Genomic DNA, 20,442 nt, shown 5'->3' with positions numbered 1-20,442 from the left:
TATTAATCATCCGTAAAGAAGAATAAAAAAATAATCGTGAACATTGTGCATAGACACGTCCACGATTGATACATACATATATGATTTGGATTTTCAGGTTTGTTCACGATACTTTTAATGATTTACGTTTAGTTAACAGAACATCAAGGAACAGGATCGTTTTACGCCCGTACAGGTCTTTGTTCGCTTTCGCCTGCTCAATGACATCCCGGACGTCCTTTACGGTAGCGTCAACGGCATTCAGCTTGACGAATTCCCCCTGCGTGCGATTAGAGATGATATTCGCCAGAGTGGTTTTCCCCGTGCCAGGCGGGCCGTAGAGCACGATTGAACTGACCTGGTCTGCTTCAATTGCCCGGCGAAGCAGCTTGCCCGGGCCGACGATCTGCTCCTGGCCGATATATTCCTCCAGACTGGCGGGCCGCATCCGGTCCGCCAGCAGCTGGTGTTTATTCGTATGTGAGGCTGCGTATGAAAACAAGTCCATGCGGTTCACTACCTTTTTTCTTAACATGATGGGTAACATGGGTAATGCAAGCTTGCTGCGATGTTTCCATTATACCCTCCGGCTTCCGGCTTGTCATGGACCGCTTCATACTGACCTTTCCGACGAGCCTTATGATTACGATCCCAATTATATTGGAAAAACGATTCACCTCCAACCCGCCTAAATCCACAAGATTAAGCTGGGGGATCCGCTAGACCTGAAGGGGAATCCGAAGGAAACTGAACGGCATCATACACGATATAACGCGGTGGACGCAAGGGTGACTCTGGATTGGAGACATCACAATTTCCTGTACAACACAAGAGCATAGAACCGCGTCACCGCGAATCTATGCTCTTTCCGCTTTTTCCCGTCCTTCCAGCTGGCTGCAAAACAGGATTAATACTCCACGCCCGCCTGCTCCAGAAGGTCCCTGACCACGACGCTGACCATAATGAGTCCGGCGACTGGCGGCACAAACGCGTTGGATGCGGGGGGCTGCTGAGCTTTCCGGATTTCCGGCGCATTCTCCGGCACTATCTTCTGTGTCACATCCTGTCGGGGCTTCTTGGGCTCCTCTGTCGAGAAGACCACCTTTACCCCCTTGCGGATACCGTCCTTGCGAAGCTTCTGCCGGATTACCCGGGCGATTGGATCCATCGTCGTTTTGGATATGTCCGCCACCTGAAACTTGGAAGGATCCATCTTGTTCGCCGCTCCCATGCTTGAGATGATGTTGATTTTGCGCTCCAGGCACTGCTTGATCAGATGGATCTTGTAAGAGACCGTATCCGAGGCGTCCACCACATAATCCAGGTCATGTTCAAAAAGCTTCTCATACGTCTCTTCCGTGTAAAACATCTTCATCGCGACAGCGTCGCATTCCGGGTTGATCAGCTTGATGCGGTCCCGCATCAGCTCAGCCTTGGGCTGTCCCACGGTTGTCGTCAGTGCATGGATCTGCCTGTTGATGTTCGTGATATCCACGTTATCCTTATCGATCAGCAAAATCCTGCCCACTCCCGTCCGCGCCAAAGCTTCAGCGGCAATGGAGCCTACTCCGCCGATGCCGAGCACCGCTACAGTGCTGTTCTTCATGACTTCCAGCCCTTCGGGGCCTATGGCAAGCTCCGTCCGGGAAAATTGATGCAGCATGCGTCCAACCTCCTTTCCTTGCAAAACGGCGGCTCCCCGCCCCTCTTATGACGATAACCGAAATTCACACGACCCAAACATCAGGCCGATTGGCTCCGTTCATCAATGAGCAGAGGCTTTCTCTTTCTTGACCACGCGAATGGAAAGCTGCTCAAGCTGCTTGTCATCCACTTCTCCCGGAGCGTCGGTCAACAGGTCTGTTGCGCTTGCCGTCTTCGGGAAGGCGATCGTTTCGCGAAGGTTCGTGCGGCCGGCAATCAACATCACCAGGCGGTCAAAACCGAAAGCGATCCCGCCGTGCGGAGGCGTGCCGTACTCAAAAGCTTCCAGCAGGAAGCCAAACTTCTCATTGGCCTCTTCTTTGCTGAATCCGAGCGCCTGGAACATTTTCTCCTGCACTTCGCGCTTGTAAATCCGCATGGAACCGCCGCCCACTTCGTAGCCGTTCAGCACCAGGTCGTATGCTTGCGCACGGATCTGGCCGGGGTCGGTGTCGAAATAATGGAGGTCATCTTCGTTCGGACGAGTGAACGGATGGTGCTCCGCCACATAACGTTTCTCTTCCTCGTCGTAGCTGAGCAGCGGGAAGTCGATGACCCAGGCGAACTTGAACACGGAATCGTCGATCAATCCCAGATCGCGGCCGATTTTGAGGCGCAGGTTGCCCAGCACATCGGCGACGACTTTCTTTTTGTCCGCGGAGAACAGCAGCAGGTCCCCTTCTTCCACGTCGAGACGGTCCTTCAGCGCCGCAAGCTCTTCCTCGGTGAAGAACTTCACGATCGGCCCTTTCATTTCACCGTCCTTCACCTGGATCCAGGCGAGTCCTTTCGCTCCGTAACGCGCCGCAAAAGGCAGCAGGTCGTCGATCTCCTTGCGGCTCCAGGAAGCGCAGCCTTTGGCGTTCAACGCTTTTACCTGGCCGCCGTTAGCGACAACCGACGCAAATACCTTCACTCCCGATTTTTCCACCACATCGGAGACGTCCACCAGCTCCAGGCCAAAACGCAGATCCGGCTTGTCGGAACCGTATTTACCCATCGCATCGGCGTATGACAAACGTTGGAAAGGACGGGCGATCTCCGCGCCGGTCGTTTCTTTCATCAGGCGGACGATGAGTTCCTCCATCAGCTCGAGCAGCTGGTCGCGGGACAGGAAGGAAGTCTCAATATCCACTTGAGTGAATTCCGGCTGCCTGTCTGCGCGCAGATCTTCGTCGCGGAAGCAGCGGGCGATCTGGTAATAGCGCTCCAGGCCGCTTACCATCAGTAGCTGCTTGAAAATTTGCGGCGACTGCGGCAGGGCAAAAAATTCTCCCGGGTGCACACGGCTGGGAACCAGATAGTCGCGCGCCCCTTCCGGCGTGCTTTTAGTCAGAATCGGTGTCTCCACATCGATAAACCCGTTCTCGTCCAGGAAGTCCCTGAAGATTTTGGCGGCTTTGGAACGAAGCATCAGCGTACGCTGCATCTCCGGACGGCGCAAGTCCAGGTAGCGGTACTTCAAACGCAGCGGCTCGTCGATCTCTACCCCATCCTCGATGAAAAAGGGAGGGTTCTTCGCAGCGTTCATGATTTCTATCTCGCCCACCTGCACTTCGACTTCGCCCGTGCCCAGGTTAGGATTTTTCGTTTCTTCAGATCTTTCAATAACTTTCCCTTTTACCGCAAGTACATATTCGTTCCGCGCCTTGTCGCCGATTTTCAGCGCTTCCTCATTAAAATCCGGGTTGAACACGATCTGCACGATCCCGCTGCGGTCTCTCAGATCGATGAACAGCACGCCGCCCAAGTCTCTTCGTCTCTGTACCCAACCGTTCAGAACCACCGTTTCTCCCACATTGGCTTTGCCAATCTCGCCGCATTGATGAGTTTTCAATAGCATGTTTTACATCCTCCAATGAAATTAAAAATAATACTTCCGCTCTTCCTTCAATAATTTCACAAACAGCGCTTAAACCAAACCTTTCACCGTCGGCACAAAATCGTTCAATGCCACGGTGGACTGCTCTCCGTTCGACATATTCTTTAACGTGATCTCGCCCCTCCCCAGCTCGTCATCCCCAAGAATGGCTGTGTACCGTGCCTGACAGCGGTCGGCGGATTTCATCTGCGCCTTCATTTTGCGGCCCAAATAGTCCTTTTCGGCTGTAACGCCGTTCACCCGCAAATTGTGCAGCAGCTTGGGAATCTCTTTCTCGGCGGCTTCTCCAAGGCCTATCAGATAAATATCCAGCGGCTTAACGGCGGGAAGCTCTACACCCTGCGCTTGCAAAATAAGCAGCGTGCGTTCAATGCCAAGACCGAGTCCGACGCCCGGCTGGTCCTGTCCTCCGATGCTTCCCACCAGTCCGTTGTACCTGCCTCCTGCGCCGATCGTATCGATGGATCCGATGCCTGACGCCTTAAACTCAAACACCGTATCGGTGTAATAATCCAGCCCGCGGACCAAAGTGGTGTTGACCTCGAACGGAATATCCATCTCCGCCAGATAACCTTTTACCGCTTGAAAGTGGCTGACGCTCTTCTCATCCAGATGCTCCAGCAGGACAGGCGCGCCCCGAACGAGCTTCTGGTCGATTTTGCAATCGAGTATACGCAGCGGGTTTCTGTCATACCGGGACTGGCAGTCTTTACACAGCTGATCCTTGACTGGGGCAAAAAAGTTCTGCAGAACTTCCCGGAACGAGGCCCGGCTCTCGGGATTTCCCACGCTGTTGATCTCCACGCGGATGTCCTTGAGGCCCAGCTCCGTATAGAACTGATAGCCCAGAGAGATCACCTCGGCATCGATGGCAGGATCGACCGAGCCGAAAGCTTCGACTCCGAACTGGTGCAACTGCCGGTACCGGCCTGCCTGTACAGCCTCATAGCGGAACATGGGCCCTATATAATAGAGCTTGCTCACATCGGGTTCGCCGTACAGCTTGTTTTCAACGTACGCACGGACGACACCGGCGGTTCCTTCGGGCCTGAGCGACATGCTGCGGTCGCTTTTGTCCAGAAAGGTGTACATTTCTTTCTCTACGATATCCGTTGTCTCGCCGACGCCCCGGACGAAAAGCTCGGTGTTTTCGAAGATCGGGGTTCGGATTTCTTTAAAATTATACCTTTGACACAACTCTCTCGCTTTGGACTCGATGGCCTGCCATTTTTCCACCTCGCCGGGCAGAATGTCCTGCGTGCCTCTTGGCTTTTGAATGCTCATCGATCTTACCCCTTTCCATATAACAGCTAACTTCCTTGTAAAATTAAAAAATCCCCCGCCTCTGACTGCTGTCAGGGACGAGAGATTAGGACAACCAAATCACCCGTGGTACCACCCACATTCGAAACACCGCCGCTAAGGCCAAGCTTCGCTCTATACGGTTAACGCCCGCCTACGCACAACGGCTACTGGAACACTCAATAAAAGAATGGGTTCGCCGTCTGTCCTCCGGGAGGTCTTTCGTTCGTTCGACATAAGGAAGCTTTCAGCCGGGGCTTCCTTCTCTGGGTATGCGGGTACGAGCTACTTTATCCCTTCAACGGATCACATTTCATCGACAATATTATTATCATAATAATCGCGAAAAATGACAAAGTCAAGCATCGTTCCTTTTAATCATTTCCTTTAGACAACCAATCGTTTTAAAACCAGCGGAAACGAGCAAACTAACGGCGAACAAGATTTGGATGCGCTTTACTTAACGTGTTTTTTTGGAAGTCACTTGACAAAGGTAAGTTAATGCTTTAATATCACTAAAATAAAGTAAGTTAAGAACTTATTTTAAAAACAAAACAGAAGGGGTTGTATTAAATGTTGTCTTTTGGAGCTGCGGCAAGCTTGGGTTTGCTGATCATTCGCCTGGTGGTAGGATTGACCTTCGCAGGCCATGGCGCGCAGAAGCTGTTCGGATGGTTTGGGGGCCACGGTTTGAAAGGAACCGGGGGCTGGTTCGAATCGATGGGAATGAAGCCCGGAGTGACGATGGCTTTTCTGGCCGGGTTGATGGAATTCGTTGGCGGACTGTTGTTCGCGGCGGGTTGGTTTACCTGGATCGGAGCCGCACTGATTATCCTTTCGATGCTGGGAGCGATCGTCAAGGTCCACGGAAAGAACGGCTATTGGCTGACCGATAACGGCAGCGAATATACCGTCATCCTTATAGCCGTTGCGCTGGGCGTGGCGTTTATCGGCGCAGGCGAATATTCGCTGGACGCCTCGATGAAGCTGTAACCGTAACTTTAGAAAGGACCGTTAGGAAGATGATTCCTTGACGGTCCTTTTGTTTTGCCTTTGTCACGGGTATCAAGCATCTGTATGAAGCGTAATGCGAATACGAGCCTTACAGCACAGAAAAAAACCCGCAAACACATTCGCGGGTTATCCAAAGGTTTATATTTTAAAAGGGGGGTCGACTTTTATTATATTCGCCCGACGTTAAAGGAGTGTGAAAGGCACATTACAATTATGTTACAAATTGCCTTCACGGCTTCAAGGCTTCCTTCAAGTCTTTTATCATCATATACGATTCGCCGTTGGTCAGGCTGTTCTTGTCCGAGATCAGGTCAATGGTGGATTGCTGCAGCAGCCCTTTCTGCAGCAATTCCGTCTGCGCGGCTTCGAGCGGCACTTTCATTCCCAGGGCCTGCGTGACCGTATAACACGCCTGCTGTAAAGTCAGGGGCGTTTTGTCCGCCGTATCCTTAAAATCGGCTATCGCTGCGCCAGGATCCCCTTTGAATGCAGCCTTGTTGATTTTTTTGGCTCCACCCACCAAATTGGCCATCCTTTTTGCATTAGACGGTTTTTCAAGCTCAAACGTATTGCTGTATCCCCCGGTAGCGAGTCCTAAAGAAACGGCTGTCTTTAAGCCCGGATAAGTCTTGTCATCCATAAAAGCCAGCTTCTTCGGCGTATAAGGCTTGATCTCCATGCCCTGCTTGTTCAGCTGGTCCTGCAGATTTGCGATAAGCTCTTTGTTAGAGGACAGTTCCCTGAAAGAGAGCTGCTTGTCGATAGCGAGCCTGGCTGCCGCGCCCGCTGCCTCTCCTTCCGCCATTCCCGTCGGAATAACCCTCGCGGAGCCGTGGGGTAGAGTATCGTAGCTGGCCGACCTTCCGACCACCAGCAGACCGTCCACCTGCTTGGGCACAATGCTGCGGAAAGGAATCGCGTACTTGTCAGGCTGCGTCACTACCGCCCCGTTGTCCGCAGGCGAAGTCCTTTGTATGTCGACCGGGTACGAACCGAAGCCGATTCGGTCCCATTGGTCCCGGCTTTCCAGCACATCGATGATTGACAGCCTGTACTCCCCTTGGATATGCCTGGACTCCCTCACGTATAATTCAGGGGCCGTGTCGGCGAGATCCACATCCTTGAATTCAGGGTACAGCTTTTTCATATATTCCATGACATTAGGAAGCTCTTTTTTGCCGATATCGAAAGCCTCCTGCCTTGACTTCGAATCCAAAGGATTAACGCCGAATATTTGCAGCGCATTGACGAGAGCCGTGTCGTCGTTCTGGCGGCCGATGTTCAAGCCTCTCATCTTGACGCGTTCCTTATTGAGCGGCGGGTACTTCTGCATCTCGACATAACCCCATGCGCTCAGATCGTTGGCGCCCGTACTTGGCAGACCGTCATCCGCCAGATGCTTCTTGATCTGCTTCCAAACATCCGGAGTCACGTTCTTAAGCTTGAACACCAGCGTGACCGCCATTCTGGCGTCTTTATCTCCTAGGTCTTCCCGCCCGAAAGTAAACGGAACACCGGCCTGCGCCGCGATATCACCGTCCTGTGTGGCATCAATAAACGCTTTGGCTTTGACCTCCATCGTTTTGCCGTCCGCCGTCACGAACTTCATGGCGGTCATTTTTTTGGTGCCAGGCGCCGAGCCCTCTGCCGTTACGGGTTCAAAGCTTTTTAACCCGAGTGCGACGTCAATGTTCTTCTCGTTCCCTACCATTTCGTTAAACGCGTTGGCTGCCGTGTTGACGTCGAAAGAATCCCCTTCCACCTTCTTGAACCATTCGGAAAAGAGGCCCTTGTTCAGCACTTGAACCCCGCCGATATGCGGCTTGTCGCGGTCTTCGTTCAAATCGATCGTGTTCAGCCAGCCCAAAGTCATGAGTCCGCCAAGAATCTTACGGTTGTTCCCGTCGATCATTAGCGTCTTGAGGCCGTTGCGGGCGGCGGAGACTGCGGCGGTTACGCCTTCAGGATCGGTGCCGACGACAATCACATCGTAATCTGATTTAATATCGGCGGCCAACCTGACCTTTTGGGGCGCTTGCGCCTTCGTCCTGTCCGCATGCTTGTTTTTTCCATAGAGATTCCACAAAACGCCTCCAATCCCCACTGCAACGACCAGCACCAATAAACCTACAAGATAGGCCGTTTTCTTCGTTGTTGCCCCGCCTTGTTTCTTCTCTCCCATAACACACCTCGGCATTCAAAAATGGTTAACGCGTTCTATCCCGTAAGCTTCGTCCAAAAGCTTTATTTTCCTGGCAACATAGTCCTTGTACGCACTATTATAGACGGAAGGCTCCTTCGGATTGGGAAGCCTTTCGATCTTCTGCGGTTGTTCGTCGTTGGCAGCACCGTTCCTCGGATAAACAACCTTGGATACGGCGCCGCAGCCGAGTCCGATAATTGTCTGCCTCTCCTCCATCATGAGTATGTTATACAGGCTTTCAAACCCTTCCAGAGCATAACCTACATTCTCCTGGTTGCCGAGGATATTTTTCTGCCTGTACATGTAATACGGCTTATATCCTTTCCTTTCGGTCCAATCCAAAGCCATACCCATCATGTCCGTCACTTCGCTGCGGTCCGCAACCTCGTATTCCTCCCTGTTTTGGGTCATCTTGGAGGCGCGTTTGAAGGACAGTGTGTGCACGGTCAGCGATTCCGGCATCAGCTTCTCCGTTTCCTCCAGAGAACGCCGAAGCTCGGCCTTGCCCTCATCAGGCAGGCCGATGATCAGGTCCATGTTGATGTTATTCAGCCCCATCTCCCGGGCCAGCCTGAACTTCTCCACGGTCTCGGTCACGGTATGATGGCGGCCGATCGTATCCAGCGTTTTCTGCGTAAAGCTCTGCGGGTTAATGGAAATCCGGCCGACGTTCCACTTCTTCATCACCTCGATCTTGGCTTCAGTGATCGTATCCGGGCGGCCCGCCTCCACCGTCAGCTCTCGAATCGCGCCCATGCCGGGAAAGGCTTCGTGCAGCGTCACGAACAGAGCGTCCATCTGCTCCGCCTCAATGCTGGTCGGCGTCCCGCCTCCCAAGTAAAGCGTGGTTACCTTGAGCCCGGCTTCCTTCAGCCAGCGGCCCGTCTCGCGTATCTCGTAATCCAGCCCTTCCAGGAAGGCTTCCACCGACCCGTTCTGGCCCCTGATATCATAAGCGGGAAAGGTACAGTAAGCGCACTTGGTCGGGCAAAAGGGAATGCCGATATACACGCTCACTTCGTTATCCAAATGAAACAGATCCGGTATGACCTTCAGCTGCCTTTCTGCGATTTCCACAAGCAGGCGGGCCTTAGACTCCGAAACGAGATACTGTTCCCGCAAAATGGCCATGCACTCATCGATGCTATGGTTCTGAAGCAGGTTGTGCATCAGTTTCGTCGGGCGCACGCCCGTCAGAATCCCCCAAGGCTGCTCCAGCCCGGCAGCTTCGGTGAAGAGCTGCAGCAAAGCGGACAGCACGATCCTTCGAATTTGCAGGTCAGCGGAATCCGTCTTCCCGTCCTCGAGCTTCCTGCGAGTTTCGTTCGCCCACCTGCGGCCCCGCCCATCGGCCATGTCCGCCTTCAACTCCACCCACCCTTCGTCCACGGCAAGCACCATACGTATGGTCAGGTCGGCTCCCTCATCCGATCCATTAACCAACTCCACATTTTCAAAAAACAGCTTCGCTATATGATAAATTTCCGTCGTAAAATCATCGAATCCTTCTCGGAAAAAAGCAATCTTCAAGCATAAAACTCCTTAAATAGTATTTTCCCTGCAACTCATCCAGTTTACCATACCCCTTACACGGAAAAAAAGGCCAACCGCGATAATCGGTCAGCCTTTTCTCAAGTGGACGCTTCTCTCTTCGCATGCGGTCAAATGCCTGTTCTTCTCCTGATCCGCATAATCCGTCAGGACAGCGAGGGCCTCGTTCCGTTCCGGAGAGAACAGCTGCAGCTGAGCTTGGTTGATGATCCGTTCTTTGGCGGATTGGCGCATACTGTAGGAGCTCCTTACTATTGATTTAGCTTTAGTATGGCCACCTGAGGGAAAAATAACCCGTTATTTGCTCTCGACGATGAGGGTGACCGGTCCCCAATTCGTAAAAGACACATCCATCATTTCGCCAAAAGCGCCGGTTTCCACGTGAACTCCCAAGTCTCGCAGCTTCCGGTTGAAATCGTCATATAGCTGCCTTGCATGCTCCGGCCTTGCCGCTCCCATGAAGTTCGGCCGGTTCCCTTTGCGGCAGTCGCCATAAAGCGTAAATTGGGAGATCGAGAGAACTTGTCCTCCGATGTCCTGCACCGAATGGTTCATTTTTCCTTCCTCATCCTCAAAAATGCGCAGCCCCGCTATTTTTCTCGCCAAATAGGCCGTATCCTCCTCGGTGTCTTCGCGGGCGATGCCGACAAGAAGAACCAGGCCCAGCGAAATGCTTCCTACAATATTGCCGTCTACAGTAACTTGAGCTTCCTTGCTGCGCTGCACGACTACTCTCATCGCTCTATCTTTCTCCCCTGTTCGAACTAACCCCGCTGCTCCGGCAAAAATATAGCGTACACTGCGGGCCATAAGATATCCCGGACGCTACGCCTGCATGATGCGCTGTACGGAATATACGTCCTTCACCCGCTTGATTTTATCGACAACCGACTGCAGATGGTCAATGTTGCGGATCAGGATCGTCATATGGATCATCGCCATCTTGTTTTTGTCCGAACGGCCCGAAACCGCGGATATCATCGTCTTGCTCTCGGAGACGGCCTGCAGCACTTCATTGAGCAAGCCGCGGCGGTCATGGCCGGTAATCTCGATCTCTACGCTGTAATTGGCTTCAATCGCATCCACCCACTCGACCTCGATCACACGGTTGCCTTCATCCCCGCCCGCGGCAGGAATATTCGTACAATCGACGCGGTGGACCGATACGCCCCGTCCCCTGGTAATGTAGCCGACAATGTCGTCTCCGGGGACCGGGTTGCAGCAGCGGGCAAAACGGACCAGCACGTTGTCCACGCCTTTCACGGAAACACCGTGGGTAGGGCGGCTCTTTTTTTCCGTCGACGGAGCCGATTTCATCTCTTTTATTTCACTGGTCAGCTGTAAAGCCTGCCGCTCCGCCTCTTCCGTCTCCCTGCGCAGCTTTTCCGTCAGCTTGGTCGTGATCTGCGCCGCAGTGATGCCCCCGAAGCCCACGGCCGACAGCATATCTTCGAAGTCGTTGAAATTGAACTTCCTCGCCGCTTCCATCAGCCGTTCGTCCGACATAAGAGTGGAAGGCTCGATGCCGAGCCGCTTCAGCTCGCGTTCGATGCCCTCTCGGCCCTTGGCCACGTTCTCCTCGCGCTTTTCTTTCTTGAACCACTGCTTGATCTTGCTCTTGGCGTGGGACGATTGCGCGATTTTGACCCAGTCCTGGCTTGGTCCGTAGGAATGCTTGGAGGTAAGGATCTCCACGATGTCCCCGGTCTTCAGCCTGTGGTCCAAAGGCACGATCCTGCCGTTTACCTTGGCTCCTATGGTACGGTTGCCGACCTCAGTGTGAATCCGGTAAGCAAAATCAAGCGGCACAGATCCCGCGGGAAGCTCGATAACTTCTCCTTTTGGCGTAAACACGAACACCAGATCCGAGAAAAAATCCATTTTGAGCGATTCCATAAATTCCGCGGCGTCGCTTGTTTCTTTTTGCAATTCGAGAATTTCCTGGAACCAGTTGATTTTATCTCCCAGCACGTTGTTCGCGGCGTTTGTGCCTTCTTTGTAAGCCCAATGCGCTGCAATTCCGTATTCGGAGGTCTGGTGCATTTCGTAAGTGCGGATCTGGACCTCGAGAGGTTCCCCATTGGGCCCGATGACAGTGGTATGCAGCGATTGGTACATATTTTCCTTGGGCATGGCCACATAATCTTTGAACCGGCCCGGCATCGGCTTCCATAGCGTATGAATAATTCCCAACGAAGCGTAGCAATCTTTAATATTATCCACAATGACTCTGATCGCAAGCAGATCGTAGATTTCGTTGAACTGCTTGTTGCGCGACGTCATTTTTCTGTAAATACTGTATATGTGCTTCGGACGACCGGAAATGTCGGCTTCGATGCCCATTTCCGACAATTTCTCTTTTATGCTCTGCACGACATTCTCGATATACTGCTCCCGCTCGGCACGCTTCTTCTGCATCAGATTCACGATCCGGTAGTACTGCTGCGGGTTCAGATACCGGAGGGCTATGTCCTCCATCTCCCATTTGATTGCGGAAATCCCCAGACGGTGGGCGATCGGGCAAAAAATTTCCAAAGTCTCATCGGCAATCCGCCGCTGGCTTTCCTCGGACTGGTATTTCAATGTTCTCATATTATGAAGGCGGTCCGCCAATTTAATAAGAATGACTCGGATATCCTGGGCCATGGCCACGAACATTTTGCGGTAATTCTCGTTCTGGTGTTCTTCCTTCGACTTGAACTGGATCTTCTCCAGCTTGGTCAATCCGTCGACGATCATCGCGCAAGTTTTGCCGAACTGCATTTCCACCGTTTGCAGGGAAACCGTCGTATCCTCGACAACATCGTGCAGCAGCGCGGCGATTATGGAGGTGACATCCATATGCATGTTGACCAGAATCTCTGCAACGGCAAGCGGATGTAAAATATAAGGCTCGCCTGATTTTCTCAACTGTCCGTAGTGGGCGCGGTCGGCAAAATCAAAAGCCTCTTTAATTTTTAAAAGGTCGGTTTCTTTCAGATAGCCTGCCGCTTTATCCAGCAACTGCTCTATGCCCATACGTCTACCCTTTCACTTTAGTCGATTTTTATACATTATGCCTTTGAAACGCCGCTCACGTCAACTCGTATAGCGAAACTTGTCGAATGTTGTCCGGGAAAGGAATGGCATTGATGAAGGTTTTCTTTACGTTAAGGAAAGTCTAAGATCACTGATACAGTGAAGTGGGACTTTCCTTACCAAGAAAACCTTCCTCTGAATCACGGTCGCTCCTCCTGGAATGGCATCATTTGAGGTTTTCTTATATGATAGGTATAATCTTAATCCACGCAGTAATAATATTCCAACACTAAGGAGGCTTTTTTATGCAAAAAGCGATTGGAGTGGACGAACGGCCGCCTTGGGCCCAAAGCATTCCTTTAAGCCTGCAGCATCTTTTCGCCATGTTCGGCGCCACAGTGCTCGTTCCGATTCTGTTTAAAATCAACCCCGCCACAGTGCTATTGATGAACGGGATCGGCACCCTGCTCTACATATGGATTTGCAAAGGCAAGATTCCCGCGTACTTAGGTTCGAGCTTCGCTTTTCTGTCTCCCGTGTTCATCGTGCTTTCTTCAAAAGGGTACAGCGCGGCGCTCGGAGGCTTTATCGCTTCAGGTATTGTATTCACCGTCGTCGGGCTGCTCGTAAAAGCGGTCGGCACCCGCTGGATCGACGTCGTGTTTCCTCCTGCCGCCATGGGTGCCATCATTGCCGTAATCGGCCTTGAGCTGGCGCCTACAGCGGCAGGAATGGCCGGATTCATTGCCCCGCCCGGCGCCGGGCCGAATTGGAGTGTGAATGTACCGGCAGTCGCTGTTTCCGTCATTACACTGCTCACCGCGATTATCGGGTCGGTCATGTTCCGCGGCTTTCTGAAAATCATACCGATCTTGATTAGCATTATCGTCGGATATATCGCCGCTTATGCCGCGGGCATCGTAGATTTGAGCGGAGTGGGTAACGCGTCTGTAATAGGGCTGCCCACATTCTATACGCCAGTGCTGGATTGGAGCAGCATCCTGATCATCCTTCCCGCCTCCCTGGTCGTCATAGCGGAGCATATCGGCCACCTGCTTGTGACGGAAAATATCGTAGGCCGGAACCTGAGCAAGGATCCCGGACTTGATCGTTCTCTGATCGGCAACGGGATATCGACAATCGTCTCCGGTTTTGCCGGATCTACTCCGAATACGACTTACGGCGAGAATATCGGGGTGCTCGCGCTGACAAGAGTATATTCCGTGTGGGTCATCGGAGGGGCAGCCGTCATTGCCATAGTGTTATCTTTCTGCGGCAAGCTTGCGGCTCTGATCCAATCCATTCCCGCACCGGTGATGGGTGGAGTGTCTATGCTGCTGTTCGGCGTCATCGCGGGTTCGGGCCTTCGGATTCTGGTCGAATCCAAGGTCGATTACTCGAAGCCCAAAAATTTGATCCTGACCACCGTCGTTCTGGTCATCGGATTAAGCGGTACCGCTTTAAAATGGGGAACGTTCGAGCTGAAAGGAATGGCACTCGCCACATTTGCCGCTGTTCTTTTAAGCTTGTTCTTCAAGCTGATCGAAGTGTTGAAGCTTGGCAACGAATAGTTCGAGCACACTGCCGCTGATATAACGCCCAAAATTAATCCTCTATTATGAAAAGGCCGCCCCAAGCAAAATCTGCAAGGGACAGCCTTTTCGAATTAAAACTTCATCAAAGAGAAAACTTCCACTCCGTCAAGGTGATCGCGTCCGGTCAAGTAGCCCAGCTCGATCATGAAAGCCGCTCCTACGACTTTGCCGCCCAGCTGGTTGACCAGATTGATGGAGGTGGCGATCGTACCGCCGGTGGCCAGCAGGTCATCGGCTATCAGCACGCGCTGTCCCTCCTCAATCGCATCCTTGTGCATAGCGAGACGGTCCTTTCCGTACTCCAGCGCGTAGTCCGCTTCGATAGCCTCGCCTGGAAGCTTGCCGCTTTTGCGGATCGGAATGAATCCTATGCCCAGTGCATAAGCCAGAGGCGCACCTACGACGAATCCCCTCGCCTCCGGGCCTGCTATGACATCGATCTTGAGCTCTTTTACCATTTCCGCCAAAGTGTTGATGGCTTCCTTGTACACCGGCCCGTTTTTCAGCAATGTCGTAATATCTTTAAAGCGGATGCCCGGCTGCGGAAAGTCGTGGATCACCCTGATGTGCTCTTTAAAATTCATATGATTTCCTCCAATAATTGATGTTTATTGTCAAGTTGGGCCAGAACCCAATCTCTCAGCTCCTGTGTCGTCGTGTAAACCAATATCTGCTCTACCTCCGCATGGTTCATGCGTTTGCGGTACAAGCGGGAGGCCGATAAGTCCTTTTTCTCCGGAGACGGAACCGGTTGATAATAGCCTGCCCCGCTTTTCTCGATAAAAGACAGTTCCTCGAATACATTAAGTATGAATTCAATCAAGGCCTGGGATAATGCCGTCCGTTTATGTAACGAATCCAGAAGTTTGTTCTTGGGCATACCGCCGCTATTGTGCAGAAGCACGGAGTAAATCTGTTTAAAAGCGTCCCTGGACGGTAATGTGTGGCCGCCGGCTTGATCGGGCTCGGCAAACACTGCGTAAATCCTTTCCACCGCTGCCGCCTGTGCCAGCACTTGTTGAAGCTGCTGCACAGATTCAGGGACAGCGTAAAGGATGATATCTTTCGAACGGGCAAAAGCAGCCTCCTTCGCAGTCTCGTTCCAGGCAAGCATTGTGCCGGAGGTATCCAGCGTCCAGCAGGCATAACCGCCGGCCCAGCGTTCAGCAGCAGCTTTCGCTTCCGCCGACGAGGAAAAGACTATAACGGGACACCTGTTGGCCTGCTCGGAGACCGCTTTTACCTTTTTATCGATTCCATCCATACCTCTCCAATCGAAAACCTGGACATGGGGCACGCGGATATCACCGATCAGAATTTGCGCTTTTCGCACCCCGTTCCACTCGTTGACAGAGAGCTCGCCCAGCAGCTCAACCCTGGAGGAGACCGCGATGTCATGGGCCAGATTTCCTTGGTTAAAAGCAATGGCTTCTATTAAATCCTCCCTAGCCTCCGCTTTCGCCAAGGTGAGTTTGATATGCCGGTTATCTTTGCCCATGGTGCGGATTTGTTCGATCCTCAAATCGGACAGCACGACCTTGGGAGTAGGATTCCCAATGCCAAAGGGCGCAAGCTTCTCTATGGACTGGATCAGTTCCACCGACACATCCTCGAACATGCACTCCAAATCGGCTTGAATGACGGGAAGAAAATCTTCCTCTGTCAACCACTCCTCAGCGAGCTCATTGAGCCGGCCAGACAGTGCACCGACCTTCTCCCTCATGAGGCTCATGCCCGCCGCGGCCTGATGCCCCCCGAAATGTTCCATCAAGCCGGCACATTCGGTCAGCGCGGCATAAATGTCAAAGCCTGCGATGGAACGGGCCGACCCTTTGCACATGCCCGTTTCCCCATCGATGCTTAAAATAATGGCCGGCCGGTAAAACTTTTCCATAATTTTGGAAGCTACAATACCGATAACTCCTGCGTTCCAGCCTTCCTCCGCGAGTACGATTACCTTTGGCAGTCCATGCGGGCCCATTGTTTCCAGCATCGACACGGCCTGTCTGGACATTTCTTCAACAATACGCTGCCGTTCCTTGTTCAGACGGTCCAATTCCTCGGCTAACGCCTGGGCTTCCTCCTTATCTGAGGAAGTCAGCAGCTTAACCGCGCCATCCGCCGAGTCAAGCCTTCCGGAGGCGTTTATTCGCGGCGCAAGGGCGAAAGCCACATGCGTCGAATTTACCTCCTTGGTATTCACGCCGGATACTTCAAGCAGCGCCTTAATCCCTATATTGCCCGTACGGAGCATCTTTTCCAATCCAAACTTTACCAAAAGCCGGTTCTCGTCCGTCAGCGGCATCAAATCGGCTACCGTACCGATTGCTGCCATCTCCAGCAGTTCCTCGGGCACCGCGCCCAATAAAGCATGGGCCAGCTTAAAGGCCACTCCGACTCCGGCGAGCATTTTGAACGGATAAAGGCAGCCGGGCTGTTTAGGGTTGATTATCGCGAAAGCATCAGGCAAAACCGCCGGCGGCTCGTGATGGTCCGTAACGATGATATCGATGCCGAGCTTATTCGCATAGTTCACTTCTTCAAAGGCGCTTATTCCCGTGTCCACGGTGACGATCAGGGTAACGCCAGCTTCGCGGGCCGCATCGATAGCGCCGGTGTTTAAGCCGTAACCCTCATGGATACGGTGGGGAATATAATAATCAAAGCTCGCGCCGAGCCGCTGCATCAGCATGATCATCAACGAAGTGCTGCTCACGCCATCCGCGTCGTAATCGCCGTAAATTCTGATTTTCTCTCGGCCATCCAAGGCTTTGCGAATTCTTGCCACCGATTCTTCCATACCTTTTAATAAGAAAGGATCATGAAAGTGATCGACTGCCGTTTCCAGAAACATCGCGATCTGTTCCGGAGTGGACAGCCCTCGTCCAAGCAGCAGACGGACCATCAAAGGACTCATTTGGAGATTGTCCGCCAATTGCCGAACCTGGCTTTCATCCGTTTGCGCGATGTGCCATCTGGCTCTAGACTCGAGCACGTAATCCCTCCTCTTGTTATAATTCAATGCAGAAGAGCGGGAAATTCTTCTTCGCCGGTTGAATCCGCTTTGTACGGATAACCCGGATCGTAAGGATTCACGTAGATAAAAACGTCCGAGACATGGGAGAATCTTTTCATCAGCTGGGTTTTTACCTTTTTGCCTATATCATGCCCTTCAAGGACGGTGATTTTGGGGTTTACGCTGATTTTGACATCGACAATGACATAATGGCCGTGTTCTCTCGCCCTTAGCTCGTTCACCGCAATGACGCCGCCCACCCGCTGCACGGTTTCGATGAGTTCCGTGGTGTCCTCTTGCTGAAGCACTCGCTCCGTGTTGCTGAGCATCGAATCCATCACAAGCTTATAGCCTTTTCTGATAATAAGCAGCGAGATAAACAAGGAGGCCGCGGGATCCAGATAAAGAAGCCACAAAACTCCTTGCCTGTCTCCGATGATAGCCCCTCCGACGCCGGCTAATGCCGCCAACGAGGAAATTACATCCGTACGATGATCCCATGCCGCCGCGACAAGCCCTTTACCGGCTATTTTCTTGCCTAACCGATAATTATATTGAAAAAGGGCTTCTTTGACAATTCCTGAAATGAGCAGTGCTATTAAAGCGTAACTGGCCGGGGCGTGTTGAACACCTGTAGTCAGAGCATTCAATCCTTTTACGCCGATCTCAAGGCCTGCGACCAGCAGAAGGACCGATGCAATGATGGCTGCTATGGTCTCCATTCTGGCGTGCCGGTGAGCAGGCTCCTGGTCCGCGCGCAGCTTTGCCGTTTTCAAACCTGCCAGTACCGCCACGGATCCCGCCGCATCGGAAGCGGAATTTACCGCATCGGCGAGCAGCGCCTTGCTGTCTGCGCTCCAGCCCACGATTCCTTTCATTATTGCCAGCGCAAGATTGCCGGCGATCCCTGTCCAGGCAGCCCCTTCAGCTTGTCGAAAACGCTGTTCCGTCATGTAGCCACTCCCTATGAATTGAGTAGAAAGGCCGCGGAATAGACTCATTCTCGCGGCCGGCTATTATTCTTTTACTGCTGCTGCCCTCGTTTTAGAACCGACGGATTTATTTTTGAGCAGATACCAGAGCGGGCTGGCAATACATAAAGAGGAATAGGCTCCGCTGGTCAATCCGATCAGTTTGGCTAAAGCGAACAGTTTAATGGATTGGCTGCCGAAGATAAACAAACATCCGGCGGCGATCAAAACGGTTAATACGGTGTTGATGTTTCTTGCCATAGTCTGCCATATACTCGCGTTGATCATCCTGGACAGGTCGTCCGAGGATTTAATTTTGGTAAATCTCATATTCTCGCGAATCCGGTCGAAGATAACGATTTTGTCGTTAATGGAGTAACCGATGGTAGTCAGAACCGCCGCAACGAACGGCAATGTCACTTCGAAACGGAAAATGGCGAACATACAGATTACCATCAAAGCGTCATGGAGGATCGCAATAATTGAAGCTACTGCAATCCGCCATTCGAAGCGTATACTGACATAGATGCAGATGGCGATGCTTGCTATAGCCACGGCATACATTGCTTTCAATCCCATTTCCTTGGCGATGTCCGGAGAAACGGTGTTCACCTCGTAAGAGACTTGATTGCCCAAAGCCGCGGTATATGTGGACTCCACCTTTTTGATCGTATCCTGGCTCAGGATGTCGTCAAAGCGGGCGGACACCCTGTCGTTGCCCGTGCCGCCGATCGTAATGATCGGTTTGTTCGCAATGCCGCTGTTCGCGAACAATTGCTCAGCCTGTGCGGCGGTGACCGGTTTGCCGGTGTTGATATCAAGGAAGGTTCCCGCTTTAAAATCAACCCCGAAATTCATCCCTTTGACCAGAATGATGATCAATCCAATAATAATAATCGCAAGCGACACGCCGAAGAAAATCTTGCGGTGCTTCATGAAATCAAAACGATTGCTATAATCCACGGACGTCTGCCTCCTTCACGCCGAAATAGCCCGGCTTCTTGAACAGATTGCTGCGGATCAGCAGATGCAATAAAAGTCTGGACAAGAACACGTTGGTGAGAATACTGATGATGATGCTGAGAATGGTAGTCAGCGCAAAGCCTTTGATCGCGCCGTTCCCCAGCGTGTACAGCACGCCGGCGGAAATAATGTTCGTGATGTTGGCATCCATAATCGTACGGAAAGAATGCTTGGATCCCGCTTTCAAAGAAGACATAATGCTTTTGCCGCTGCGGATTTCCTCTTTGATCCGCTCATACGTAATGATGTTGGCATCGACGGCCATCCCGATCCCGAGCACGAGCGCGGCGATTCCGGGCAGCGTTAAAGTAGCCCTCATCAGGTACAGCGTACCGAGCAGCAGCCACAAATAAGTAATTAAAGTGAAGGCAGCCACCAATCCGGGTATCCTGTAGTAAGCAATCATGAACAGCAGGATGATCGCGGCTCCGATCATACCCGCTTCAACAGTTTGCTGAAGGGATAATTTACCAAGCGTCGCGCCGACCACTTGAGTGTATTTCTCGTCGAGTTTTAGCGGCAGCGCCCCCAGATTGATCGTTTCAGCGATCTTCTTCGCTTCTTCTAATGTATAGTTACCGGTGATCGTCGCCTTCCCGTCCGTCAGCACACTTTGAACGATGGGAGCGGACAGCTCGGTTTCATCCAAATAAATCGCAAGAGGCTTGCCCAGCAGCTTCTGGGTTGCGTTCTTGAACTTTTCTTTGTCTTTTACTTCTATTTGAATCATCGGCCGGTTCGTTTGGTCGAACCCTACCTTGGCGCCATTCTCCACGAAATCGCTGCCGACCATTTCTTTCGTCCCGTCAGGCCCTCTGAATGTAAGTTCAGCAGGCTTCTTGATGATATTCCGGACTTCTTCCTGGTTGGTAACCCCGGCGATTCTTACCCTGATCCGGTTGGTACCCTCCGTGTTGATTTCCGGCTCGGCAATCCCCTGTTTATTGATCCTGCCTTCCAAGCTTCTTGCCGTCTGGTTCAAAGATTCCTTCGTCACCGGCTTGCCCGCGTCAATAGGCGAAGCTTCGTACAATATCTCAAATCCCCCTTTTAAATCCAGGCCAAGCTTCAGGTTGTTCATAACTCCCGGGGTGGTCCAGGCAACGATCCCCAAGGTTACAATCACAACCAGCAAAAAGACGGATATTCTCTTAAAGTCCATAACCTTGCTTGTCTCCTTCCAT

At 52.2% G+C, this 20,442-nt stretch carries 15 protein-coding genes and 1 pseudogene; 2 read left to right on the top strand and 14 right to left on the bottom strand.

Annotated features, from left to right (window positions below):
• Positions 1-142: 142 nt before the first annotated feature.
• From ACZ5N7_RS00850 to hisS, 4 genes and pseudogenes are all read right to left on the bottom strand, one after another.
• Positions 143-487: pseudogene (locus ACZ5N7_RS00850) on the bottom strand (AAA family ATPase); the annotation flags it as partial.
• A gap of 399 nt (positions 488-886) precedes the next feature.
• On the bottom strand, positions 887-1,642 hold the full coding sequence (locus ACZ5N7_RS00845) for a tRNA threonylcarbamoyladenosine dehydratase (protein WP_464656531.1): 756 nt from the start codon (positions 1,640-1,642) through the stop codon (positions 887-889).
• A gap of 102 nt (positions 1,643-1,744) precedes the next feature.
• The gene (aspS, locus tag ACZ5N7_RS00840) at positions 1,745-3,526 is read right to left on the bottom strand and encodes an aspartate--tRNA ligase (protein ID WP_464656529.1); all 1,782 of its coding nucleotides are present in this window, start codon (positions 3,524-3,526) and stop codon (positions 1,745-1,747) included.
• 69 nt (positions 3,527-3,595) lie between these two features.
• A complete protein-coding gene (gene hisS / locus ACZ5N7_RS00835; protein WP_464656528.1) occupies positions 3,596-4,849 on the bottom strand; it encodes a histidine--tRNA ligase in 1,254 nt (417 codons plus the stop codon).
• A gap of 591 nt (positions 4,850-5,440) precedes the next feature.
• Here hisS and ACZ5N7_RS00830 point away from each other — a divergent pair.
• Entirely contained in the window at positions 5,441-5,860 is a 420-nt protein-coding gene (locus tag ACZ5N7_RS00830) for a DoxX family protein (protein ID WP_464656527.1), read from the top strand.
• A 250-nt stretch (positions 5,861-6,110) separates the two neighbouring features.
• Here the strand turns inward: ACZ5N7_RS00830 and ACZ5N7_RS00825 are convergent, their stop codons facing one another.
• From ACZ5N7_RS00825 to ACZ5N7_RS00805, 5 genes are all read right to left on the bottom strand, one after another.
• A complete protein-coding gene (locus ACZ5N7_RS00825; RefSeq protein WP_464656525.1) occupies positions 6,111-8,063 on the bottom strand; it encodes an FAD-dependent oxidoreductase in 1,953 nt (650 codons plus the stop codon).
• Positions 8,064-8,078: 15 nt separating this feature from the next.
• Positions 8,079-9,614, bottom strand: a complete 1,536-nt coding sequence (locus ACZ5N7_RS00820; RefSeq protein ID WP_464656523.1) for a coproporphyrinogen III oxidase — start codon at positions 9,612-9,614, stop codon at positions 8,079-8,081.
• Between the two features lie 90 nt (positions 9,615-9,704).
• Entirely contained in the window at positions 9,705-9,869 is a 165-nt protein-coding gene (locus ACZ5N7_RS00815; protein WP_464656521.1) for a hypothetical protein, read from the bottom strand.
• A 63-nt stretch (positions 9,870-9,932) separates the two neighbouring features.
• Positions 9,933-10,373: a D-aminoacyl-tRNA deacylase gene (gene dtd, locus ACZ5N7_RS00810; RefSeq protein ID WP_464656519.1), complete on the bottom strand. Its 441-nt coding sequence runs from the start codon at positions 10,371-10,373 to the stop codon at positions 9,933-9,935.
• 87 nt (positions 10,374-10,460) lie between these two features.
• Positions 10,461-12,653 (bottom strand): RelA/SpoT family protein, encoded by a 2,193-nt coding sequence (locus tag ACZ5N7_RS00805; protein ID WP_464656517.1) that lies wholly within the window; start codon positions 12,651-12,653, stop codon positions 10,461-10,463.
• Positions 12,654-12,958: 305 nt separating this feature from the next.
• On the opposite strand from ACZ5N7_RS00805, the gene uraA reads away from it, so the two are divergent.
• Positions 12,959-14,224, top strand: a complete 1,266-nt coding sequence (gene uraA, locus ACZ5N7_RS00800) for a uracil permease (RefSeq protein ID WP_464656515.1) — start codon at positions 12,959-12,961, stop codon at positions 14,222-14,224.
• Positions 14,225-14,319: 95 nt separating this feature from the next.
• Here the strand turns inward: uraA and ACZ5N7_RS00795 are convergent, their stop codons facing one another.
• From ACZ5N7_RS00795 to secD, 5 genes are all read right to left on the bottom strand, one after another.
• Positions 14,320-14,832, bottom strand: a complete 513-nt coding sequence (locus ACZ5N7_RS00795; RefSeq protein ID WP_464656513.1) for an adenine phosphoribosyltransferase — start codon at positions 14,830-14,832, stop codon at positions 14,320-14,322.
• The gene (recJ, locus tag ACZ5N7_RS00790; protein ID WP_464656511.1) at positions 14,829-17,243 is read right to left on the bottom strand and encodes a single-stranded-DNA-specific exonuclease RecJ; all 2,415 of its coding nucleotides are present in this window, start codon (positions 17,241-17,243) and stop codon (positions 14,829-14,831) included. Before recJ ends, ACZ5N7_RS00795 begins: the two co-directional genes overlap by 4 nt.
• Positions 17,244-17,266: 23 nt before the next feature.
• Positions 17,267-18,217, bottom strand: coding sequence for a cation diffusion facilitator family transporter (locus ACZ5N7_RS00785; protein WP_464656509.1), 951 nt, complete (start codon positions 18,215-18,217; stop codon positions 17,267-17,269).
• 63 nt (positions 18,218-18,280) lie between these two features.
• Positions 18,281-19,198 (bottom strand): protein translocase subunit SecF, encoded by a 918-nt coding sequence (gene secF / locus ACZ5N7_RS00780; RefSeq protein WP_464656507.1) that lies wholly within the window; start codon positions 19,196-19,198, stop codon positions 18,281-18,283.
• The gene (gene secD, locus ACZ5N7_RS00775) at positions 19,188-20,420 is read right to left on the bottom strand and encodes a protein translocase subunit SecD (protein ID WP_464656505.1); all 1,233 of its coding nucleotides are present in this window, start codon (positions 20,418-20,420) and stop codon (positions 19,188-19,190) included. The genes secF and secD overlap by 11 nt, the downstream gene beginning before the upstream one ends.
• Positions 20,421-20,442 lie beyond the last annotated feature (22 nt).

This window comes from Paenibacillus sp. JCM 18996 (assembly GCF_055392555.1).
The sequence above is the reverse complement of the archived record's forward strand: the minus strand, read 5'-3'. Positions and strand labels throughout refer to the sequence as shown.